Annotated in this window: 14 protein-coding genes; 7 read left to right on the top strand and 7 right to left on the bottom strand. The window is 71.4% G+C overall.

Translation table 11 applies throughout. The features are described 5' to 3' along the window. Window positions 1–22 precede the first annotated feature (22 nt). Window positions 23–658: an META domain-containing protein gene (locus tag ACTG9Q_RS11825; protein WP_455572755.1), complete on the bottom strand. Its 636-nt coding sequence runs from the start codon at window positions 656–658 to the stop codon at window positions 23–25. A 182-nt stretch (window positions 659–840) separates the two neighbouring features. On the opposite strand from ACTG9Q_RS11825, the gene ACTG9Q_RS11820 reads away from it, so the two are divergent. Together ACTG9Q_RS11820 and ACTG9Q_RS11815 are read left to right on the top strand one after the other, a co-directional pair. Beyond that, window positions 841–1,434: a TIR domain-containing protein gene (locus ACTG9Q_RS11820; RefSeq protein ID WP_455572754.1), complete on the top strand. Its 594-nt coding sequence runs from the start codon at window positions 841–843 to the stop codon at window positions 1,432–1,434. Between the two features lie 7 nt (window positions 1,435–1,441). Next, complete coding sequence (locus ACTG9Q_RS11815; protein WP_455572753.1) at window positions 1,442–3,826, top strand: KGGVGR-motif variant AAA ATPase; 2,385 nt, start codon at window positions 1,442–1,444, stop codon at window positions 3,824–3,826. Window positions 3,827–4,005: 179 nt separating this feature from the next. Here the strand turns inward: ACTG9Q_RS11815 and ACTG9Q_RS11810 are convergent, their stop codons facing one another. Both ACTG9Q_RS11810 and ACTG9Q_RS11805 read right to left on the bottom strand, forming a co-directional pair. Next, window positions 4,006–7,422 (bottom strand): ThuA domain-containing protein, encoded by a 3,417-nt coding sequence (locus ACTG9Q_RS11810; RefSeq protein WP_455572752.1) that lies wholly within the window; start codon window positions 7,420–7,422, stop codon window positions 4,006–4,008. A 152-nt stretch (window positions 7,423–7,574) separates the two neighbouring features. Then, window positions 7,575–8,930 (bottom strand): glycoside hydrolase family 76 protein, encoded by a 1,356-nt coding sequence (locus ACTG9Q_RS11805; protein WP_455573077.1) that lies wholly within the window; start codon window positions 8,928–8,930, stop codon window positions 7,575–7,577. Between the two features lie 557 nt (window positions 8,931–9,487). Between ACTG9Q_RS11805 and ACTG9Q_RS11800 the strand changes: the two genes are divergently transcribed. Next, a complete protein-coding gene (locus tag ACTG9Q_RS11800; protein ID WP_455572751.1) occupies window positions 9,488–12,952 on the top strand; it encodes a ThuA domain-containing protein in 3,465 nt (1,154 codons plus the stop codon). A 78-nt stretch (window positions 12,953–13,030) separates the two neighbouring features. Here the strand turns inward: ACTG9Q_RS11800 and ACTG9Q_RS11795 are convergent, their stop codons facing one another. The 3 genes from ACTG9Q_RS11795 to ACTG9Q_RS11785 all read right to left on the bottom strand — a co-directional run bounded on the left by ACTG9Q_RS11795 (window position 13,031) and on the right by ACTG9Q_RS11785 (window position 17,457). Beyond that, the gene (locus tag ACTG9Q_RS11795; RefSeq protein ID WP_455572750.1) at window positions 13,031–14,905 is read right to left on the bottom strand and encodes a S8 family peptidase; all 1,875 of its coding nucleotides are present in this window, start codon (window positions 14,903–14,905) and stop codon (window positions 13,031–13,033) included. 381 nt (window positions 14,906–15,286) lie between these two features. Then, entirely contained in the window at window positions 15,287–16,837 is a 1,551-nt protein-coding gene (locus ACTG9Q_RS11790) for an MDR family MFS transporter (RefSeq protein ID WP_455572749.1), read from the bottom strand. 32 nt (window positions 16,838–16,869) lie between these two features. Next, the gene (locus ACTG9Q_RS11785) at window positions 16,870–17,457 is read right to left on the bottom strand and encodes a TetR/AcrR family transcriptional regulator (RefSeq protein ID WP_455572748.1); all 588 of its coding nucleotides are present in this window, start codon (window positions 17,455–17,457) and stop codon (window positions 16,870–16,872) included. Between the two features lie 152 nt (window positions 17,458–17,609). Here ACTG9Q_RS11785 and ACTG9Q_RS11780 point away from each other — a divergent pair, with 152 nt between their 5' ends. From ACTG9Q_RS11780 to ACTG9Q_RS11765, 4 genes are all read left to right on the top strand, one after another. After that, on the top strand, window positions 17,610–18,896 hold the full coding sequence (locus ACTG9Q_RS11780) for a glycoside hydrolase family 18 protein (RefSeq protein ID WP_455572747.1): 1,287 nt from the start codon (window positions 17,610–17,612) through the stop codon (window positions 18,894–18,896). Between the two features lie 80 nt (window positions 18,897–18,976). Then, window positions 18,977–19,492 (top strand): RNA polymerase sigma factor, encoded by a 516-nt coding sequence (locus ACTG9Q_RS11775; protein ID WP_455572746.1) that lies wholly within the window; start codon window positions 18,977–18,979, stop codon window positions 19,490–19,492. Further along, window positions 19,482–20,189, top strand: coding sequence for a hypothetical protein (locus ACTG9Q_RS11770; RefSeq protein ID WP_455572745.1), 708 nt, complete (start codon window positions 19,482–19,484; stop codon window positions 20,187–20,189). Before ACTG9Q_RS11775 ends, ACTG9Q_RS11770 begins: the two co-directional genes overlap by 11 nt. Window positions 20,190–20,251: 62 nt before the next feature. Continuing rightward, window positions 20,252–20,836 carry a hypothetical protein gene (locus ACTG9Q_RS11765; RefSeq protein WP_455572744.1) on the top strand — a complete coding sequence of 195 codons (585 nt, stop codon included), beginning with the start codon at window positions 20,252–20,254 and terminating at the stop codon, window positions 20,834–20,836. Here the strand turns inward: ACTG9Q_RS11765 and ACTG9Q_RS11760 are convergent. Then, window positions 20,820–22,547: a chitinase gene (locus tag ACTG9Q_RS11760; protein WP_455572743.1), complete on the bottom strand. Its 1,728-nt coding sequence runs from the start codon at window positions 22,545–22,547 to the stop codon at window positions 20,820–20,822. The genes ACTG9Q_RS11765 and ACTG9Q_RS11760 overlap by 17 nt on opposite strands. Window positions 22,548–22,911 lie beyond the last annotated feature (364 nt).

Here is a 22,911-nt window from a genome sequence, read left to right as displayed (position 1 = left end):
ATGAGGCGACAATCACCCGATTTCAGGTGGCGCGCAGGCGGATTCCCTTGTTGTTCTTCAGCAACGTCATCGTCTGCCCGTCGACGGCCAGCTCCACCCGGCCGTCCAGCACGGCGACCATGGCGTCTTCCAGCTCCATCACCTCCGGCGCGCACGCCATCCGGGTGAGCACCGGCTGCTCGAACACGACCGCCGCGCCGCTGAGCCGGTAGCCCGCCGACCCGGTGTTGCAGCCGGTGTCGATGGCCACGGTGTCCGCGCCGAACCGCAGCGAGGCCCCGCCCGGCGTGGAGGAGGCGACCTCGCCCGCCACGACGGTGTCCACCACCCAGTCGGTGTTCAGCAGCGGCGGCAGCGCCTCGCGGCCCAGCACCAGCTCGGTGCCCTCACCGGTCAGCACCAGCCGCTCACCGTCGACGCGCCATTCCGGCGACGCCGACAGGAAGCCCGCCAACCACTCGTCCTGGGCGTGGAGGGCCCCGTCGCAGCCCATCTCGGTGACCGACAGCTCGGACACCACGACCTTGCCGCCCCCGGTCTCGACCCGCCCGCTCATCGTGTTGCACCCGGCGCCCGCCAGCAGCCTGCCGTCATCGGTGAAGTCCAGCCGGACAGCGGTGTCCCCGACCAGCTGGTGACCCGATTGGCTGACGAACACCCCTCTCGGCCCCGCCCCACCCGGCGAGATGCCCACAGGCGTGCCGCCCCCGCAGGCCGACAGAGCCATCAGCAGAACCACGACACCGACAAGAGTCCTCATGACCGCCAAGACGGAAGGGGCCGCACCCGAGGTTGCGTGTGGGACGCTGTCGATCACGGTACGGCGGTCAGGGAGCACGGGTGGGCTACGAGTACGACGTGTTCATCAGTTACACGCGCAAGGCCGGGGCGGGCACGTGGGTGAAGGAGAACTTCTACCCGGCGCTGAAGGACTCCCTGGACAACGAGATGGGCCGCGAGCCCACCCTGCACGTGGACTGGGAGCAGGAGACCGGCGTGTCCTGGCCGCCGAACCTGGAGCGCTCCCTGCTGCGCTCGCGGGTCATGGTCGCCGTGCTGTCCCCGCCGTACTTCCGCTCGTCGTGGTGCCTGGCGGAGTGGGCGAGCATGGACGCCCGCAACCAGGCCCTCGGCCTGGGCACCTCGAACAACCCGAAGAACCTCATCCACGGCGTCCGCTACGCCGACGGCAGGCACTTCCCGCCAGAGGCCGCGTGCGTCATGATGCGCGACTTCACCGCCTGGAACGTGCCCCTGCACTACGACGCCTTCAGCCGCACCCCCGCCTACGTGGACTTCTACGCCGCGGTCCAGGTCCTGGCCCGCGACATCGCCGCCCGCATCGACGACGTCCCGCCGTGGGACTCGGCGTGGCCGCCGCTGCGCCCGGACCCGCCCGCCGAGCTGCCCACGGGCACCCTGCCCAGGCTGTGAGGACGCCGTGATCGCGACCTTCTACTCCTACAAGGGCGGCGTCGGTCGCTCGTTCTGCCTGGCCAACGTCGCCGTCCAGCTCGCCCGCTGGGGCAACCGCGTCCTCTGCGTCGACTGGGACCTGGAGGCCCCCGGCCTGCACACCTACTTCCGCCCGTGGCTGCCCGCCGCGCCGACGTCGGGCGTGGTCGAGCTGGCGACCGCCGCCAAGGAAGGCCCGGTCGACTGGCGCGACGCCGTCGTGCCGGTGCCCATCGACGGCATCGACGGGCTGCGCCTGATGCCCGCGGGCCGCATGGACGACAGCTACGTCGACCGCGTCCAGTCCATCTCCTGGCCGGAGCTGTACGCCGAGCACAACCTGGGCTGGCGCTTCGAGCTGATGGCCAAGGAGATGCGCGCTGAGTACGACCACGTGCTGATCGACAGCCGCACCGGCATCACCGACATCGGCGGCATCTGCACCGCCCAGCTCCCGGACGTCCTGGTCCTGTGCCTGACCCCGAACCGCCAGAACCTCGACGGCGCCATGGACGTCGCCCGCCGGGCCGCCGCCACCCGCGACCACCTGCCCTACGACAAGGCGGGCCTGCTCGTCCTGCCCATCGTCTCCCGCTTCGACGCCCGCGAGGAGTACGAGCGCGCCCGCCACTGGCGCGAGGAGATCACCCGCTGCTCCGCGGGCCTCTACGACACCTGGCTGCCGCAGAACGTCGGCAAGCTGAGCATGATCGAGCGCACCACGATCCCGTACCTGCCGTACTGGAGCTTCGGCGAGGACCTGCCCGCCGTCACCGAGAACAGCGACAACCCGGAGATGGTCACCCACTACCTGGACAACATCGCCGCCCTCCTCGCCCACGGCCTGACCGACGCCGACGTCCTCGCCTCCAGCCGCGACACCTACGTCCACACCGCCCGCGACCGCCTGCGCACCACCGAGCTCTCCCCATCCGACGTCTACGTGCACGGTTCCAGCCGCCGCGCCGAGGAGATCCGCGACGCCCTGGCCGCCTTCGGCCTCCGGGTGGCGGCGACGTCCTCGGTCCGCGCGGCCCTGCTCGAAGCCCGGCACGTGGTGGTGGTGGACGCGGAGCGGCCCCAGCCCGGCGTGGTCGACCTGGTGGAGCACTTCACCCTCGCCCAGCGGGAGTCCGAGGTCGGCAGGCTGCTCATCCCGGTGGTCGGGGACAGGAGCAGGCCCGCGGCCGTGCTCGGCCACCACCAAGCCCTGGTGGACCGCGGCGGCCCGGCCGAGGAGGTCGCCGCGGGCGTCCTCCTCGCCCTTTCCCGCACGGTGACCGACGACCGCGCCCACTGGGCGTCCGCGCTGGTCGCGGCGGGGTACTGGATGCTGGACCACGACGGCGCCGAGGCGGCGGGCGTCATCGCCGACGAGGCCGCCGCGCTGATGCCCGCCGACCCGGTGAGCCTGTGGCTGCTGCAGGGCCGGATCGCGTTCGAGACCGGTGACTATCTGGCGGCGGCCGACGTCCTCGCCTCGGCCCTCGACGTGGTCCCGATGGACGCCGTCGAGCGCTTCCCGCTGCTGATGCTGCTCGGCCGGTCGCTCTGGCTGGTCGGGGACCTGCCGGTGGCCGAGGAGCTCCTGAGCGGCGCGCTCGGCATCGCCGACGGCGAGCAGGAGGTCACCGCCCGGCGCGTGCTCGCCCAGGTGCTCGTCGCCATGAACCGCGACGGGTCCGCTCGCCAGATGCTGGAGACGGCGCTCGACACGGCCGAGGAGGGCTCACCGGCCTGGCTGGAGACCGCGGTCGACCTCTCGGTGCTGGAGCGCAGGCATGGCCGGATGCGCAGGGCCGAGGCGCTGCTCAGGTCGGCGGCCCGCGTCCCGGCGCGCCCGGAACTCCGCCTGCTCGCGAACCAGCACCTGGCCAGCGTGCTGGAGCAGCAGGGCAGCGAGGCTGCCATGCGGATGTGGGCCACGACGGCGAAACTGGCGGCCGAGACCGGCGACATCGACGCCATGGCGGAGGCCGCGCGCAACGTGATGCGGCTCCACGGGACCGGGTCCATGCTCTGGCTGGCGGAGATGGTCCACCTGGTCGCCGACGTGGGCAGCCGGGCAGGCGAGCGGGGTCGACGGGATGAGGCGGCCGAGCTGCGCGAGCTTGGCGGCCTCCTGCTGATGACAGCCGAGAACCACGGCGAGGCCGCGGTCGAGTTCACGAAGGCGGTGGCCGCCTACCGCGCGCTGCGCGACCCGGCGGGGATCGCCCGTGGCCTGGCCCGGCTGGCCGCGCTCGACCTGCGCGCGGGCCGCGACGGCGACGCCGCCGTCCGGCTGGCCGAGGTGCGCAGCCTCCTGCCCGAGCTGCGCGGTGAGCAGGCCACGACGGTGCGGGACCTGATCGCGGACGCCCTGAGGTGAGGTCCCTGGCGGAGTTCGTCGGACCGCCCGCGGACTGGGCAAGCGCGGCAAGGCCGCGAGCACCGGAAAGCCGCGGTCGTGGCCAAGCCCGTCCAGCCCCGGCCGCTCGGTTGGCCACCCGCTGAGGACCGGTGGCCCGGTGCTCGTCGTTGAGCGCCGGGCCACCAGCCTCCCCCAGGTCAGGAGAGCGCCCACCTCTGGTTGGCGCCGCCGCCACAGGTCCAGATGATCAGCTGGGTGCCGTCGGCCGAGCTGGCGCCGGTGGCGTCGAGGCACTTGCCCGCGTTGCGGATCGTGCCGTCGGCCTGGACCGTCCAGTTCTGGGCGGCGGTGCCGTTGCACGTCCACAGCTGAACGATCGCGCCGTCCGCGGTGCTGCCGCCGTTGACGTCAAGGCACTTGCCCAGCGCCGAGATCGTGGAGCCGCTGACGGTCCACTTCTGGTTCGCCTGGCCGCTGCACGTCCACAGCTGGACCTTCGCGCCGTCGGTCGACGCGCCGCCGTTGACGTCGACGCACTTGCCGCCGATGCCCACGATCTGCCGCGCGCCGCCCGTGCCGGTGCCGACGCCCTGGCCGACGAACCGCACCGAGTCCAGGTCGTAGATCCGGTTCGTGGTCATCTTGAACACCGCGAACAGCTCCGTGGTGCCACTCGGCCTGGACACCGGGACCGGCGGCAGGCTGACGTAGGTGTCCCAGCCCCCGGTGCTCGGCACCGGCGACGACGCGACGAGCGCGCCGGTCGGCGACCCGGCGCGCAGCTCGATCGAGCCGCCCCCGGTGGGCGAGGACACCCGGAACGACACCTGGTCGATGCCGGTCAGGTTCACCGGGCTGTAGGAGATCCAGTCGTTGTTGTCGATGTCGCCGATCCGGGAGCCCGCCTCCGCGCCCGCCTGCGACACCACGCGGATGCCGGAGGAGTTGGTGTAGTGCTCGCCCTGCTTGTGCTTGGGCTGCAGCAACACCTGGGTGCGGCCGGTCAGCGCGGGCACCCCGGTGGCGCCCCGGTCGGTGTAGGTGGCGTCGGCGACGTAGAACAGGTTCGCCTCCGCGCCGTGGCCGCCGTCGCTCTGGATGGGGATGACCCCCGAGCAGCCGGGGATCTGGTTGATCGGGTGCGCGTGCTGGTCGTGGCCGAGCGCGGGCTGGGTGATCACCTTCGTGCAGTCGACCGTGCCGTCCTCGGGGTCGGTCACGCTGAGCGAGTACGCGACGCTGTCGCCGAAGTCGAACATGCCGCCGTGGACCGGGCTGGTGAACCGGACCGCGGGCGCGGTGTTGCCCGAGGTGACCGTCACGTTGGCCACCCCGGTCTTGCCGGTCGGGTCGGTCACCGTGAGCTGGGCGTTGAACTGCCCGCGGGCGGTGTAGGTGTGCGAGGGGTTCGCCGCGGTGGAGGTGCCGCCGTCGCCGAAGGTCCACCGGTAGGTCAGCGCGCCGCCCTCCGGGTCGCTGGAACCGGCGCTGGAGAAGGCCACCGTCAGCGGGGAGGTGCCCGAGGCGGGCGTGGCCGAGGCGCGGGCCACCGGACTGCGCTCGCCACCGCTGTAGTCGATGCGGTGCAGCCCGGAGTCGGGGTTGTCCCTGCCGAAGCCCGAACCCCACTCCAGCAGGTACATCGACCCGTCGGGGCCGAACTTCATGTCCATCGGCGACTTGAACGACATCGACGACAGGAAGTTGTTTATCTTCAGCAGGTTCCCGCCGGAGTCCAGCCGGAACTCGAACATCCTGTTGCGCGCCCACTCGCCGAAGAACGGCGTCTGGTCGAAGTAGGCGGGGAACTTGGTGGGCGAGGGGTTGTTCGCGTCGTAGCGGTAGATCGGGAACGCCATCGGCGCCTCACCGCCGCTGCCCATCTCCGGGAACGCGTTGCCGTTGGCGCCGTTGCCGTACCAGACCGTCGCCGCGCGGGAAGCCGGGAGGGTGGTCAGGCCGGTGTTGTTGGGCGAGTTGTTCACCGGGGCGGCGCAGTTGAACTTCGCGCCCGAGGCGCCGGTGGCGAAGTTGTAGTCGTTGAACGCGATGTTGTTGGCCACGCAGTAGGGCCAGCCGTAGTTGCCCGGCGAGGTGATCGCGTTCCACTCCACCAGACCGGCGGGACCGCGGTTGGCGTTGTCCGACCCGGCGTCCGGGCCGTAGTCGGCCATGTAGATGGTGCCGTTGACCGGGTGCACGCTGAACCGGAACGGGTTGCGGAAGCCCATCGCGTAGATCTCGGGCCGGGTCCGCGCCGTGCCGGGGGCGAACATGTTGCCCGCGGGGACGGTGTAGGTGCCCGCGGTCTCCGGGTGGATGCGCAGGATCTTGCCGCGCAGGTCGTTGGTGTTGGCCGAGGTGCGCTGCGCGTCGTAGAGGCTGCGCCCGGCCCGCTCGTCGATCGGGGCGTAGCCGTCGGAGTTGAACGGCTCGGTGTCGTCGCCGACGCCGATGTAGAGGTTGCCGCCGGGGCCGAAGGCCAGGTAGCCGCCGGTGTGGCCCGGTTCGGACTGGCGCGAGGCGGGCAGCGTCAGCAGGACCTTCTCGCTGGCCGGGTCGAGGGTGTCGCCGTTCATGGTGAACCGGGAGACCCTGGCGACCTCGGCGCTGCCGGTGGGGGAGTAGTTCAGGTACACCCACCGGTTCGTGGCGAAACCGGGGTCGAGGGCGAGGCCGGTGAGGCCGTCCTCCCCGCCGCTGTAGACGCTCAGCGTCGCCGCGGTGACCGTCGTGCGGGTGCTCGGCTTGTAGATCTTGAGCTTGCCGCCGTACTCGATGTAGAACACGCGGCCGTCGGGCGCGACCTCCAGCGCCGCGGGCGCCAGGGTGTTGCCGTCCAGCTCGGTCTTCTCGAAGCTGCTCCACACCGTCGGGCCGCAGTCCGCGGCGACCGCGCCGCCCGCGGTCTCCACGCCGCCGGTGATGTGCGAGCGGAACAGCGGCTCGGAGTAGCTGGAGCCCTGGTGGCCCATCGCGGTCGCCCAGAGCCTGCCGCCCTCGAAGTTGCGGCACCACGAGATCGGGTGGTCGGCGCCCATCCTGGAGCCGCCCGGGTCATAGGTGCTCTCGTCGGCGGTGACCAGCACGTGCACGTCGCCGCGGGCGCTGCGGTTGAAGTTGTACCACTCCTCGGTGCGCGTCCAGCGGTCCGGTAAGCCCTGGCCGGAGGGGTGCTTGCGGTCGGCCACCTTCGCCGTGCCGGGCACCGTCGCCGAGTGCGCGGTCATCGTCATGCCCAGCATCTGGTCCCACCAGGGGAACTGGGTCTCGATGTTCATGTCGGTGGCGTTGTGGATCGCCACCACGCCGCCGCCGTTGCGCATGTAGGTCTGCATCGCGGTGCGCTGCGCCGCGGTGTCCCAGACCATCCCGGAGGTCTGGAACATGACGACCACGTCGAAGGTGGCCAGGTTGGCGTTGGTGAAGACCGCCGCGTCCTCGGACTTGGTCATCTCCCACTGGCGGTCGGCGGCGATCTGCTCGAACATGGCGACACCGGCCGGGATGGAGTCGTGCCGGTAGGCGCCCGCCGCGGTCTTGGTGAACAGCAGGACGTGCAGGCCCTCCGGGTGCGCCGACGCCGCGGTCGGCACGAGTCCCGCTATCACCACCAGGACTCCCAGGATGACTGCCGGGAGTCTCCTCAGTTTCACTTTCACTTACTCTCCTTTGTAGAGGGTTGCCCGCCCCGCCACGTCACCGGCCGTGGGGGGCGGGCGTCGGCCCGCGGGTGCGCGGGCCATGTCCGGGGAACGGCGGCCGTTTACCTGGCCGCGTTCATCAGGTCGAGGGCGCTGTGCTGCCGGGCCGGGTCGCTGACGTCGAACGGCCCGGCCCAGCGCAGGCCGTACTGGTCGAGCGCCGTGCGGTTGCTGCCGTGGGCGGCGTCGGCCTGGCGGCGCAGGTAGGTGGTGTAGGGGCGGTCGGGCAGCGCCGCGTTCAGCGCGCCGAGCCCGCGGACGTAAGCGCCCTTGAACGAGGGCCCGTCGCCCCCGCACGACCCCGACTCGCAGGGCTCGCGCAGGACGCCCCCCGGGTTCAGGCCCGCGTTGGCGGTCGAGGCGTTCGCCAACTGCCGGGCGCGGGTCAGCAGCGCGGGGTCGCCGGTCGCGCGGTTCAGCTCGGCCAGGGCGGCCAGGATCACGCCCTGGTTGTAGGTCCAGGTCGGCTGCCCGTTGTTCTGGCAGCCCGCGGTGAGGCCGTCGTTCACCAGGCTCGCGCCGTTGATCATGCCGCTGGCGCTGAACCAGGACCAGCCGCCGCGCGCGCGGGCCAGGTAGGCGGTGTCGCCGGGGAGCCGGTTGTGCAGCGCCGCGTTGACCTGGATGTAGAGGGCGTTGGTGATGGCGTTCTTGTAGGCCCTGTCGTCGCGCCACCACACCCCGCCGCCGCAGACGCCGTCCCAGAAGGAGTGCATGTAGTCCGCGCCCGCCCGCGCGGTCGCCAGGTAGCGGCTGTCGCCGGTGAGGTCGTAGGCGGCCACCCAGGCCAGCGCCCACCAGCCGGTGTCATCGATGTACTCGTTGCGGAACTGGCCGCGCCCGGCGTTGACGTTGCGGTCGTAGGTGGTGGCGATGGCGTAGCGGTAGCTGCCCATCCCGGACACGCGGATGTTGTCGATGACAGCGGTGAGGGCGTTGGCGGAGTTCCACCAGCCGGTGCCCGCGAACAGCCCGGTGTCGTTGCGGTAGGACTGCATCAGCGCGGTGGCCGCGGCCGTGCGCCGGTCCCAGGCGTTCCACGTGGTGCGCGCCCACGCCGTGCAGGCGACCTCCGGCCGGTCGCCCGCCTTGCCGCAGGCCCGCAGCGCGCCGACACCCCGGTTGGCCCAGTCGTCCACGTTGAACATCGCCGTCCGCGCGCCCGTCGCGCCCGCGGCGATCCTGGTGACGCCGAGGCGGCTGCCGGACGCCCACGTGCGGCCGCCGTCGAAGGAGCGGTCCAGCCACAGCTCGTCGGCGGGGCTGCCCGTGGCGACCGCGGCCCAGCCCATCGCGTCGGTGTCGTTGAAGTGCAGGGAGACCCGGCGGCCGTGGACGGTGGCCGACACGGCCTCCCTGGCCTGGGGGGCGAGCGCGGTGTCGCGCCCGTCGCAGAACTTGTTGCACACCACGGCCATCGGCGCCGCCGCCCCGGGTGGCGCTGACGACGTTGATGACGGGGATGACGCGGATGACTGGGACGCGGATGGCGTGGGCGGCGCCGATGGCGCCTGGGCGGTGGCGGGGACGGGGGCGCCGAGTGCGGCGGCGGTCAGGGCAGCGGTCAGCAGCAGTCTCACCATTGAGACCTCCAGGGATGAAGCTCCGAACGCGCAGGGGAGGTGCCGCCGACGCGGTCGAGCGTCCCTTCCGACTTAGGTATGTGACCCAACCTGGTAGCGGCGAAGTGCACATGAAGATAGATCGATTAGGAAGATCAACACACGTCTTTAGCTTGAATGGAGCAGACTTCTGATTGCTGACAGCCAAATCTGACATGCGCAACAGACTGTTCGGCTGCGTTCATTACGACGAATGGTCCCGTTATGTTGTTCTGGTCGCCATCTTGCGGACATTCGCCTCCCACAAGGACTCTTCCGCGACGTGAAAACTTGTGCTTATGATCGGCACGCACCAAAAGGCGTGGTCGGCGCACGCCTGTCGTCACAGCGCACACGACAGGAAGGCTCCGAGCGTGAAACGCAGGATCGCTCTCGCAGGCATCGTCGCCGCGGCAGCACTGGGCATCACCCCCACCGCCCAAGCCGCGCCGGACTTCACCGTCCTGGTGTTCAGCAAGACCGCGGGCTACCGCCACGACTCCATCCCGGCGGGCATCACCGCCATCCAGCAACTCGGGCAGCAGAACAACTTCGCCGTCGAGACCAGCGAGGACGCCGCCCAGTTCACCGACACCAACCTGGCCCGCTTCGCCGCGGTGATCTGGCTCTCGACCACCGGCGACGTCCTCAACGCCACCCAGCAGGCCGCCTTCGAGCGCTACATCCGCGCGGGCGGCGGCTACGCGGGCGTGCACGCCGCCTCCGACACCGAATACGACTGGCCGTGGTACGGCAGGCTCGTCGGCAGCTACTTCGCCAGCCACCCGGCCCCACAACAGGCCACAGTGGACGTCCAGGACCGCCAGCACGCCTCCACCGCGCACCTTCCCGCGCAGTGGAGCCGCTTCGACGAGTGGTACAACTACCGGGACAACCCGCGCTCGCGGGTGCACGTGCTCGCCACCCTCAACGAGGGCAGCTACTCCGGCGGCACGATGGGCGCCGACCACCCGATCGCCTGGTGCCACGGCTACGACGGCGGCCGGTCCTGGTACACCGGCGGCGGCCACACCCAGGAGAGCTTCGCCGAGGCCAACTTCCGCACCCACCTGCTCGGCGGCATCCGCTACGCCGCCCGCGGCACCGGCGGCTGCGGCACCGCCCAGCCGCCCGGGCAGTTCACCCAGGTCACCCTGGCCAAGGGCGTCGCGGAGACCGGCGAGCCGATGGGCTTGACCGTGCTGCCCAACCGGGGCGTCCTGCACACCTCCCGCGACGGCACCGTCCGCTACACCGACGTCAACGGCAACACCAAGGTGGCGCTGACCCTCCCGGTCTACACCCACGACGAGGAGGGCCTGCAGAGCGTCAAGGCGGACCCCAACTTCGCCACCAACCGCTGGGTCTACCTCTACTACGCCCCACCACTGTCCACACCGGCCGGTGACGCCCCCGCCACCGGCACCGCCGCGGACTTCGCCCGCTTCAACGGCGTCAACCGGCTGGCCCGCTTCACCGTCAACGCCGACCACACCCTGGACGCCGCCTCCGCGGTGACCGTCCTGGAAGTGCCCAGCAGCCGCGGCATGTGCTGCCACGTCGGCGGCGACATCGACTTCGACGCCGCGGGCAACCTGTACCTGTCCACCGGGGACGACACCAACCCGTTCGACTCCGGCGGGTACACCCCCATCGACGAGCGCGCGGGCCGCAACCCCGCCTTCGACGCCCAGCGCACCTCGGCCAACAGCAACGACCTGCGCGGCAAGGTCCTGCGCGTCAAGCCGTCCGCGGGCGGCGGCTACACCATCCCCGCGGGCAACATGTTCGCCCCCGGCACCGCCAACACCCGGCCCGAGGTCTACGCCATGGGCTTTCGCAACCCGTTCCGGATGAGCGTGGACAAGGCCACCGGCGTGGTCTACCTCGGCGACTACGGGCCCGACGCGGGCACCGCCAGCCCGACGCGCGGCCCGTCCGGCCAGGTGGAGTTCGGCCGGATCACCGCCCCGGGCTTCCACGGCTGGCCGTACTGCTCCAGCTACAACGACGCCTACGTCGACTTCACCTTCCCGTCCGGCCCCTCCGGCGCGCCCTTCAACTGCGCCGCCCCGGCCAACAACTCGCCCAACAACACCGGCGTCCGGACGCTGCCCGCCTCCCAGCGCGGCTGGCTGCCCTACGTCGGCTCCAGCCCGCCGGAGCTGGGCGGCGGCGGCCTCTCACCGATGGCGGGCCCGGTCTACCGCTACAACGCCAACCTGGCCTCCAGCGTGAAGTTCCCGGCGTCGCACGACGGGCTGTTCTTCGCCGGTGAGTTCGGCAGGCGCTGGATCAAGACCATCGGCACCGGCGCGACCCCCGGCCCGATCAGCGCGTTCCCGTGGACGGGCACCCAGGTCATGGACATGGAGTTCGGCCCGGACGGCGCGCTCTACGTCCTGGACTACGGCACCGGCTGGTTCGGCGGCGACGCCAACTCGGCGGTGTACCGCATCGAGCACACCACCGGCGGCGCGGGACGCCCGCCCGTCGCCCAGGCCGCGGGCACCCCGACCTCCGGGCGCGCGCCGCTGACCGTGGCGTTCAGCTCGGCGGGCAGCTCCGACCCCGACGGCGACCCGCTCACCTACGCCTGGGACTTCACCACCAACGGCTCGGTCGACTCCACCGCGGCCAACCCCTCCTTCACCTACACCGCCAACGGCTCCTTCACCGCGACGCTGACCGTCAGCGACGGCACCAGGACCGCGTCGGCGAGCGTGCCCGTCTCGGTGGGCAACAGCGCGCCGACGGTGCGCATCGAGCTGCCCGGCAACGGCCAGACGTTCACCTTCGGCGACCGGGTGCCGTTCCAGGTCGTGGCCACCGACGCCGAGGACACCGCGATCGACTGCGCCAGGGTGAAGGTCGACTACATCCTCGGCCACGACACCCACGGGCACCCGATCACCAGCGCCACCGGCTGCTCCGGGTTCATCCAGACCACCGCGGACGGCGAGCACGACGTCAGCGCCAACATCTTCGGGGTCATCAACGCCGAGTACAGCGACAGCGGCACCCCGCCGCTGACCGCGCGGGCCACCGCCATCCTGCAGCCGCGGGTGCGCCAGGCCGAGCACTTCGGCGCGCAGAACGGCGTCACGGTCGTGGACAAGGCCACGGCGGTGGGCGGCAAGGCCCTGGGCTACATCGAGAACGGCGACTGGATCTCCTTCACCCCGTACTCGCTGGCGGGGGTCACCTCGTTCACCGCGCGGGTGGCCTCGGCGGGCGCGGGCGGCACGCTCTCGCTGCGCACCGGGTCGGCCACCGGCCCGCTGCTCGGCTCGGTCGCGGTGGCGCCGACCGGGGGCTGGGAGAACTTCGTGACCGTCACCGGCACGCTCACCCCGCCCGCGGGCAGCCACACGCTGTACCTGGTGTTCACCGGCGGGGCGGGCAGCCTGTTCGACATCGACGAGTTCGCCTTCGGCACGGCGGCCCCGCCGTCGGAGAACGTCGCGCTGAACAAGCCCGCCACGGCGTCCAGCACCGAGTCCGCGGCGTTCCCCGCCTCGGCCGCGGTGGACGCCAGCCCCACCACCCGCTGGTCGAGCCAGTTCACCGATCCGCAGTGGATCCAGGTGGACCTGGGCGCGACCGGTCCGGTGAACCGGGTCAAGCTGACCTGGGAGGGCGCCTACGGCTCGGCCTACCAGGTGCAGACCTCGACCAACGGCACGACGTGGACCACCGCGCGCACCGTGACCGGCGGTGACGGCGGGGTCGACGACCTGACCGCCCTCGGCGCCTCCGGCCGCTACGTGCGCGTCTACGGGACGACGAGGGCCACCGTCTGGGGCTACTCGCTGTTCTCCTTCGAGGTCTACCGCTAGACGGCGACCGAAGTACCGACCAACAGCAGCCTGCCCGGCGGGGATGACCCCGCCGGGCAGGCGTTTCTCAGCTGTGGATCACCCCGCGGTCAGCGCGAGGTCGTCGAGCACGAACGAGGTCTCGTAGGACCAGTCCTCGACGCCGGTGAAGCTGACCGTCACCGTCTGGCCCGCGAACGCGCCGACGTTGAACGAGCGCAGCGCGTAGCCCGACGGGTTGAGGTTGGTGTAGGTCGCCAGGGTGGTCGAGCCGACCTTCACCGTGAACGTGTCGAACACGGCGGGCTCGTACTCGGCGGTCGAGATCTTGAGGTACATCGACAGGGTGGAGTTGGTGCAGCCCGCCGGGATGGTGACGCTCTGCTGCAGCGTCTCGGTCTGGGTGTAGCCGTAGCCGCCGATCCACGACGAGCGGGTGCCCGAGCGCGGCGCGCCGACACCGGTCCACGGGTAGATCGTCCAAGTGGCGTTCGACCAGCCGGTCGTGCCGCTCTCGAAGCCGGGGTTCACCAGCTTCTGGCCGGGGCTGGAGCAGTTCCCGCCGCCCTCCTTCGTGACGGTCCAGGTGAAGGTCGTGCTGGCGCTGCGGTTGCCGCTGTCGGTGACCGTCGCGGTCACCGTGTAGGTGCCCTCCGTGGTCGGGGTGCCCGAGATCTGCCCGGTCGCGGTGTTGATCGACATGCCGGGCGGCAGCCCGGTCGCCGACCAGGTGTAGGGCGCCGTGCCACCGCTCGCGCTCAGCTTCACGCTGGCCGGGGTGCCCACGACGCTGTTCTGCGGGCCGGGGTTGGTGATGCTCGGCCCGGTCGGCGGCGTGGAGGTGCTGACGTGCAGCAGCCGGTTCGGCGAGCCGGTCCCCGGGCTGGTGATCTTGTTCGGGGTGGACGCCGAGACCATGGCGGAGGCCACCTGCGCGGGCGTCAGCGACGGGGACGCGCCCAGGATCAGCGCGGCCCCACCGGCCACGTGCGGCGCGGCCATCGACGTGCCGCTGATGGTGTTGGTGGCGCTGTCGCCGGTGTGCCAGGCCGAGGTGATGTTCTGGCCGGGGGCGAAGATGTCGGTGCAGGTGCCCCAGTTGGAGAACGAGGCCCGCGCGTCGGTGTTCGTGCTCGCGTTGACCGTGATCGCCTCCGCCACCCGCGCCGGGGTGAAGTTGCAGGCGTCGGAGTTGGAGTTGCCCGAGGCCAGCGAGTACACGACGCCGTCGGCGATGGAGTTGCGCACCGCGTTCTCGGTCGCGGCGTCACTGCCCTGCCCGCCGAGGGACATGTTCGCCACCGCGGGGCCGGAGGTGTGATGGCCGGTCACCCAGTCGATGCCCGCCGCGACCCCGGCGAAGGAGCCCGAGCCCTGGCAGTTGAGCACCTTCACCGCGATCAGCCGCACACCCTTGGCCACGCCGTGCGCCGCGCCGCCGGTCGTGCCCGCCACGTGCGTGCCGTGGCCGTTGCAGTCGGAGTCGTTGCCGTCCCCGGTGGTGTTGGTGCCCCAGGACGCCCGGCCGCCGAAGTCGCTGTGCGTGGTCCGGATGCCGGTGTCGATGATGTACGCGGTGACGTTCGCGGCGGTGTTGGGATAGGTGTAGCTGTTGTCCAGGGGCAGGTTCCGCTGGTCGATGCGGTCCAGCCCCCAGGACGGCGGGTTGGGCTGGGTGTCGGCGATGCTGACCGCGCCGTTCTGCTGCACGAAGGCGACATCCGGTTCCGCGGCCAGCTGCCGCGCCGCCTTCGCCGAGAGCGCCCCGGTGAAGCCGCGCAGGGCGTGCCGGTAGGTGTAGTCGACATCGGCGCCGTACTTGTCGGCCAGCGCGCTGGTCATCGTGTCGACGCCGAGCGCGCCGACGGAATCCTTGAAAACGACGATGTAGCTGCCCTGGATGGGCTTCTCAGCCGACAGGATCGTGCCCTCAGCGGCGGCTGCGGGAACGGCGACCGCCATCGTGGCGAGCATGGCTGTTGCTCCCGCCGCGACTAAGCGCGCGGGCCAGGCTCGACGAACAGGTCCCATGGAAGTGTTCTCCCTCGGAGCGAGTCCCGGCTGGCGGGAGTGGCCGCCAACCGGAGTACAGGGGGGTCGAACACGTCCGCGCGAACGTATTTCGGACATTAGACCAGGTATTCGGGGAAAACCATTGCCAGTTTTGCCACTGCGACGTTGGCACCAACGCAGATTGCGGCGAAGGGGGCTTCAGCGCGCTTTTCCTACGGTGTTCGCCGCGTTTCGGTGCGCTGAACAGGGTAGTTGGCGTGAACAAATGCGCTGTCCATTGAGGACAAACGCGGGGGTCGGCCATCGCCGGCCGACCTCCGCGTTTCGTCAGTGCCTGCCGGCTCAGTGCCCGGCCAGCTCGGCGGCCAGGCGCTCGTCACCGCTCTGCGTCTTGAGCGGCTTCTCCTTGATGAACAGCACCGCCACCAGCGCCACGACCCCGATCGGCGCGCCGATGAGGAACAGCTCGGCGGTCGCGGTGGCGTAGATGTCGGCGACGATCGCGCGCACCGGCTCCGGCAGGGTGGCCAGGTCGGGCACCTGCCCGCCGCCCTCGACCGCGCCGAAGCGCTCGGTCATCTGGGTGGTGACCGAGTTGGCCAGCACCGCGCCCAGCGCGCTGACCCCGATCGCCCCGCCCAGGCTGCGGAAGAACGTCAGCGCCGACGTCGTCGCGCCCAGGTCCTTGGCCGGGACGTCGTTCTGCGCCGCCACGACGAGGTTCTGCATCAGCAGGCCGACGCCGACGCCGAGGATCGCCATGTGCACCGACACCACCAGCACCGTCGTCTGCGCGCTGATGGTCGACAGCAGCACCATGCCCGCCACCATCACCGCGCCACCGGCGACCAGGAACACCTTCCACCGGCCCCACTTGGTGATCAGCTGCCCGGCGACGGTGGAGGACACCAGCAGGCCGAAGATCATCGGCAGGCTCATCAGGCCCGCCTGCGTCGGCGTCTTGCCCAGCGCGATCTGGAAGTACTGCGACAGGAACACCGTGCCGCCGAACATCGCCACGCCCACCAGCGTGCTGGCGATCGTGGTCAGGGTGACCGTGCGGTTGGCGAAGATCGACAGCGGCACGATCGGGTCCACCGCCCGCGACTCCACCCACACCGCGAAGCCCAGCAGCACCACGCCGACGCCCACCATCAGCGCCGTCCAGCCCGACGCCCACGGGAACTGGTTGCCCGCCAGCGTCGACCACACCAGCAGCGTGGAGACCCCGCTGACGATCAGCGCCGCGCCCAGGTAGTCGATCTTGACCTCTTTGCGGACCACGGGAAGGTGCAGCGTGCGCTGCAGGAGCACGATCGCGGCCAGGGTGAACGGCACGCCGATGAGGAAGCACCAGCGCCAGCCCAGCCAGGAGGTGTCGACGATGAGCCCGCCGATGAGCGGCCCGGCGATCGTGCCGACGCCGAACACCGCGCCGAAGAGCCCGGCGTAGCGGCCCAGCTCGCGCGGCGGGATCATCGCCGCCATCACGATCGTGGCCAGCGCGGTCATGCCGCCCGCGCCGAGGCCCTGGGCGATCCGGCTGGCGATGAGCACCTCGACGTTGGGCGCGAGCCCGGCGATGAGCGAGCCGACCACGAACAGGCCGAGGGAGAGCTGGATGAGCAGCTTGCGGCTGTAGATGTCGGCGAGCTTGCCCCACAGGGGGACCGTGGCGGTCATGGCCAGCAGCTCGGTGGTGATGATCCAGGTGTAGACCGACTGCGACCCGTCGAGGTCGGCGACGATGCGCGGCAGCGCGTTGGCCACGATGGTCGAGGCCAGGATGGCCATGAACATGCCGAGCATGATCCCGGTCATGGCCTGGCGGATGTCCCGGCGGGAAGCCTTGCCCGGCGTCTCGGGCAGGGGCGGGTCTTGGGTGGCGGTCATGCGTTCCTCGTCGGTAGTGCGGGCGGTGAGGGTCAGCGCGGGTCGGGCAGACCCGAGGCCAGGAGCTGGAAGCACTCGTCGAGCAGGTCGGGCAGCGGCGGCGGCTCGGCCAGCGCCGACCACCGGGTCAGCGCGACCCGGAAGGCGGCCGAGGCGGCGGCGGCCAGCAGCAGGGGATAGGCGTCGGTCGCGGCGGCGCCGGTGCGCTCGGCGATCCCGGCGACGATGTGGCGCTCCGCCTCGGCCCCGCCCGCGAACGCCTTGGCCAGCAGCGCGGGGTGCTGCTCGAGCACCGCGATGTGCAGCGTCCACAGCTTGTGGTCGCTGGCCAGCTCGGTGATCTCCGCGTGCAGCGCCTGGCTCAGCGCCTCCATCGGCGTGCGGTCGGCGGGCGCCGAGGTGATGCCCGCGCGGATGCGCGGCCCGGACTCCGGGTCGGGCCCGACCAGGGCGTCCTCTTTGGTGGCGAAGTAGTTGAAGAACGTGCGGGGGGCGACGTCGGCGGCGCGGCTGATGTCCTCCACGGTGACGTTCTCCAGCCCGTGGTCGGCGACCAGCTCCAAGGCGGCCCGCACGAGCGCGCCGCGCGTCTGCCGCTTCTTGCGGTCCCGCAGACTCATGGCTTCCACGGTAGCCGACGAATGTGCACGCTGTGCAAGTTTGCAGTGAATGCGCATTCGTGAGGTGGGCCACGGCCGGATTAGGCCGTTCGGTCGATATCTGTGGTTTAGACCAACTCCTACTGTGGTCCAGACCATACAAGAGGAGTCGCATGTCTGGACCGAGATGGGCCGCGGGCGCGCTGACCGCCGCGCTGCTCGTGACCACCTTCGGGGCCGCAGCCCCCGCCCAAGCCCACCGCGGCCACGACGGCCCCCGCACGGTCGGCTACTACACCCAGTGGAGCGGCTACGGCCGCAACTTCCTGGTCAACGACCTGGTCAAGAACGGGACCGCGTCGCGCCTGACCCACCTCAACTACGCCTTCGGCTTCCTGGACCCCCAAGGTCGCTGCGTCAGCGCCGACCCGTGGGCGGACTACCAGCGCCCCTTCACCGCCGAACAGAGCGTCAACGGCCAGGACGACGTCGCGGGCCAGCCGCTCTCCGGCAACCTCAACCAGCTCCGCCAGCTCAAGGAGCGCAACCCGCGCCTGCGCGTGCTGATCTCCCTGGGCGGCTGGACCGGCTCCAAGTACTTCTCCGACGCCGCCCTGACCCCCCAGTCCCGCGCCGAGCACGTCCGCTCCTGCATCGACATGTGGCTCAAGGGCAACCTGCCCGACGCCGCCCCCGGCGCGGCCGCGGGCGTCTTCGACGGCATCGACCTGGACTGGGAGTGGCCCGGCAGCGAAGCCGCCCCCGGCAACGTCATCCGCCCCGAGGACAAGCAGAACTTCACCCTGCTGGTCAAGGAGTACCGCAAGCAGCTCAACCGGCTCTCCCGCCACGGCCACCGCTACGACCTCACCGCGTTCCTGCCCGCCAACCCCGGCATGGTCGAGCGCGGCTTCGAGGTCTCGAAGATCTTCCGCGACCTGACCTTCGCCACCGTCCAGGGCTACGACTACCACGGCGGGTGGGAGTCGGTGACCAACCAGCAGTCCTCCGTGCGCACCCCGGCCGACAGCCCGGACAACCCGGACTTCAGCTCCCAGGTCGCCATCGACGCCTACCTCGACCGCGGCGCGCCCCGCGACAAGCTCGTGCTCGGCGTCCCCTTCTACAGCCGCGGCTGGACCGGCGTGAGCGGCGGCGGGGACGGCCTGTTCCAACCCGCCACCGGCCCCGCCCCGGCCACCTGGGAAGCGGGCTACGAGGACTACAAGGTCCTCAAGTCCCGGCTCTCGGAGTTCACCGTCCACCGCGACAACCGCGCGGGCCACGCCTGGCTGTTCGACGGCACCACCTTCTGGACCTTCGACGACCCCACCGAGATGCGGCGCAAGGCCCGCTACATCACCGACCGGCGCCTCGGCGGGGCCATGATCTGGTCCCTGGACGGTGACACCACCGACGGGGAGCTGATCCGCGCCCTGCACTCCGGACTGCGTCGCTGAGTTCCGGAACCGATCTCCCGCCGGCGGTGTAAACAAGCCGGACACACCAGACGGGAGCAGGCACGCTGGACGAGGACGCCGTGACCAGGGCGCGCGCCGGGGACGCGGGCGCGTACGCGGAACTGGTGCGCGCCCACGCGGGTCCCGCCCTGCGCGCCGCCCTGCTGTTCGGGGCGGGCGCCGACGCCGAAGACGTCGTGCAGGAATCGCTGGTCAAGGCCTACCGGGCCCTCGGCGGCTTCCGCGACGGCGCGCCGTTCCGCCCCTGGCTGCTGCGCATCGTCGCCAACGAGACCCGCAACCTGGTGCGCTCGCGACGGCGCAGGGGAGCGACCGAGGCCGCGGCGGCCGAGCCGGAGTTCCCGGCCGACCCCGCGGCCTCGGCGGCGCAGCGCCAGCGCCGCGCCGAACTGCTGGCCGCCGTCGCCGCCCTGCCCGAGCGCCACCGGCAGGTCGTCACCTGCCGCTACCTCCTCGACCTCGACGAGCGCGAGACCGCGACCGTCCTGGGCTGGCCGCGCGGCACGGTGAAATCCCGGCTCTCGCGCGCCCTGCGGACCCTGCGCGTGGAGTTGGAGGACGCCCATGTCTGCTGACCCGCTCCCCACCGAACTCCGCGACCTGGGCCGCTCCCTCGAAGTCACCGTGACCGAGGACTTCACCGCGGCCGTCATGACCAGGATCGAGGCCGAACCCGCGCCCCGCCGCCGGGGCACGGCCTGGCTCGCGCGGCGCTGGCGCGCCCTGGTGGGAGCGCTGACGGCCGTGGTGCTCGTCGGCGCGCTGACCCCGCCGGTGCGGGCCGCGGTCGCCGAGTGGCTGGGCCTCGGCGCCGTCTCCGTGCGCACGGGGACCGGCGCGCCGCCGTCCTCCGCCCCGCCACCGCCCACCGCGGCCGGGGGATCGCTGGACCAGGCGCGCTCGCGGGCGGTGTTCCCCATCGCCGTGCCCGCCCGGCTCGGCGACCCCGCCTCCGTCGAGGTCTCGGCCGACGGGCGGGTGGTCTCGATGTCCTGGCGCGACGGCGCCGTCCGGCTCGACCAGGTCGCGGGCACCCTGTCGCCGTACTTCACCAAGACCGTCCACGGCCAGGTCGTCTTCACCACCGTCCGCGGCGCCGAGGCGCTGTGGCTGCCCGGACCACACCGGCTGGTGGTCGACTCCAGCGGCGTCGAGCGCGTCGAGCCGCCCCGGCTGGCGGGCGCGACGCTGATCTGGCAGACCGGCGACATCACGCTGCGGCTGGAAGGCGACCTCTCGCGCGCCGACGCGGTCGCGATCGCGGAGTCCTGAGCGGGAACCCGGCGGCGCCGGGCGGTGTATGTGGGGGCAGCACCGTCTCCCGTGGAGGACCCATGCGCGCCATCCGGCTGATCCTGCTCGTCGCCCTCGGCCTGACCCTCACCGCCGGGCCCGCCAGCGCGGGCGGGCCGACCAGCGTCCTGCTCACCTCGCCGGAGAACCAGCGGGCGGCCGCTCTCTACAACGGCGACACCGCCTACATCCGGTTGCAGTCCCTATTGGACACGGGCCGGGTCGTCTCCGGTGAACCGCAGTACGACGGCTCCTACGTCAACGTCACCTGGCTGGTGCACGACGTGCACATCTGGCGCAGCGACCGCGTCGAACTGGACACCGACGGCGGCCCGGTGGTCGAGACGACCACGTTCATGGACCCGTCGGGCGACCCCGCGGTGACCCGCCGCAAGCTCGACAACCCCCTGGAGGTCACCGCCCTGCTGCACACCCTCGGGCTCACCGGACCGGCGCCCACCACGAGCCCGGCGGCCGCCCCGGTCGTCGACGTGGCCCAGCGGACGCCGCTGGTGACCGAGGCCACCGGCGACGCCCGCTGGGAGTGGGGCATCGGCGGACTCGTGCTCGGCGCGCTGGCCGCCGCACTGGTCGCCCGCCTGCGCAACGTCAGGGCAGCGCGTTGAGGAACGGCCGGTGGCTGTTCTGGAACTCCCAGCCGTAGTACCGGTCCCAGTTGATCGACCACGTCATCAGGCCGCGGATCGCCGGTGACGCACCGCCCCGCAGCGTGTACCCGCCACAGTTCTGATTGCGCGCCAGGCAGTTCAGGGCCTGATGCACAGCGGCGGGCGCGGTGTGGCCGTTGCCCGCGCTGACCGCGGCGGGCAGGCCGAAGGCGATCTGGTCCTCCCGCAGGCCCGGGAAGCGGTGCCCGGTACTGGCCACCGTGAACCCGGCCTTGATCATGTCGGTCATCGCGATGTGGAAGTCCGCGCCGCCCATGTTGTGGTACTGGTTGTCCAAGCCCATGACCGGCCCGGAGTTGTAGTCCTGCACGTGGAGCACGGTCAGCGCGTCGCGCATCGCGTGGATCACCGGCAGGTACGAGCCGGTCCGGCTGTCACCGCCGCCCGCGCCGCCGTAGAACTGGTAGCCGACCTGGACGAAGAACGTCTCCGGCGCCATCGTCAGCACGAACTTGCTGCCGTAGCGGGCCTTCAGGCTGCGCAGCGCCGAGATCAGGTTCACGATCACCGGCGTCGTCGGGTTGCGGAAGTCGGTGTCACCGCGGTTGAGGTACAGCGAGTTGCCCTCGAAGTCGATGTCCAGGCCGTCGAGCCCGTAGCGGTCGATGATCGCCGACACCGAGCTGACGAACTTGTCCCGCGCCGCCGTCGTGGTCAGCTGCACCTGGCCGTTCTGCCCGCCGATGGAGATCAGCACCTTCTTCCCGCGAGCCTGCTTGGCCCGGATCGCGGCGGTGAAGTCGGCCTCGCTCTCCACGTTCGGGCACTCGGCGACCGGGCACAGCCTGAACCGGATGTCCCCGGAGGTCACCGACGTCGGCTCACCGAACGCGAGGTTCACGATGTCCCAGGCGTCGGGCACGTCGGCCATCCGCACGTACCCGGAGCCGTTGGCGAAGCTGCTGTGCAGGTAGCCGATGAGCGCGTGCTTGGGCAGCCCGCTGTCGACACACCCGGTGGTCGTCCCCGTGGTTTCGCTGCTGCGCGGGGACTCGCCGGTGCTGTTGTAGGCGGTGACGGCGAAGGTGTGCGTCGAACAGGCGGCGAGACCACCGACCGTCGCCGACGTGCCGCTGACAGTCGCCCGCAACGTCTGCCCCTCATACACCCGATACCCCGACGCCCCGGTCACCGAGGGCCAGGACAGGGCGATCGAGGAGTTGCTGACCGCGCCAACGCCCGGCGCGCCCGGAGCGGCGGGCGCGCCCGGGTTGCCGGGCCCGCCGCCGGGACCGTCGAAGCTGACGTCGTCGGCGTAGTAGGTGCCGGAGCCATACCAGCCATGCAGGTAGAGCTGGGCACTGGTCTGGGCCGCGCCGGTGGTGAACGTCAGGGAGAGCTGGGTGTACGCGGCGCCCCCCGTCCAGGTGGACGGCCCCCCGGTGACCCCGAGGTACACCGGATTCCCCCGCACCCACGCCGACACCGAATACGTGGTACCCGGCACAACCGACACCGTCTGAGTACAGCGCGCGTTGTCGGAAGCGGTAGCCGCCCCCGCAAGCGCGTACCCCCCGGACCGAACCCCACTCGCCGTAACCGAAGCGGACGAACAAGCCCACCCCGCCAGCGACCCCGCCTCAAACCCAGGGTTGGCAAGCAAATTGGCCGCACCAGCCGTACCCGCCAAGGCGGCAAGCCCACCCACAGCGAGCGCCGCCGTCGCCACAACAGCAACAACCCGACGACACACGAGGACGTGTTTCATCGACGACCTCCTCCGCGGCGCGCAGGGAAAGCCGCCGCCTGGATATTGTCTAGACCAATCAATGCCACTTGTCCAGACCCGGCAGATCCCACCCCCCACCCCGCCCTTCCACACACACCTGCACCACAGCGACCAACCGACCCCAACCACCCGCCGCGCTGACGCCAGTGACCCGCCGCACCGACCCTGATCGCACGCTGGCCCCGAGCCCCGAGCCCCGAGCCCCGAGCCCCGAGCCCCGAGCCCCGAGCCCCGAGCCCCGAGCCCCGAGCCCCGAGCCCCGAGCCCCGAGCCCCGAGCCCCG

Source organism: Actinokineospora lacus (assembly GCF_053813445.1).
Note: the sequence above shows the minus strand (reverse complement) of the source record. Positions and strands in the feature narration are given on the sequence as shown.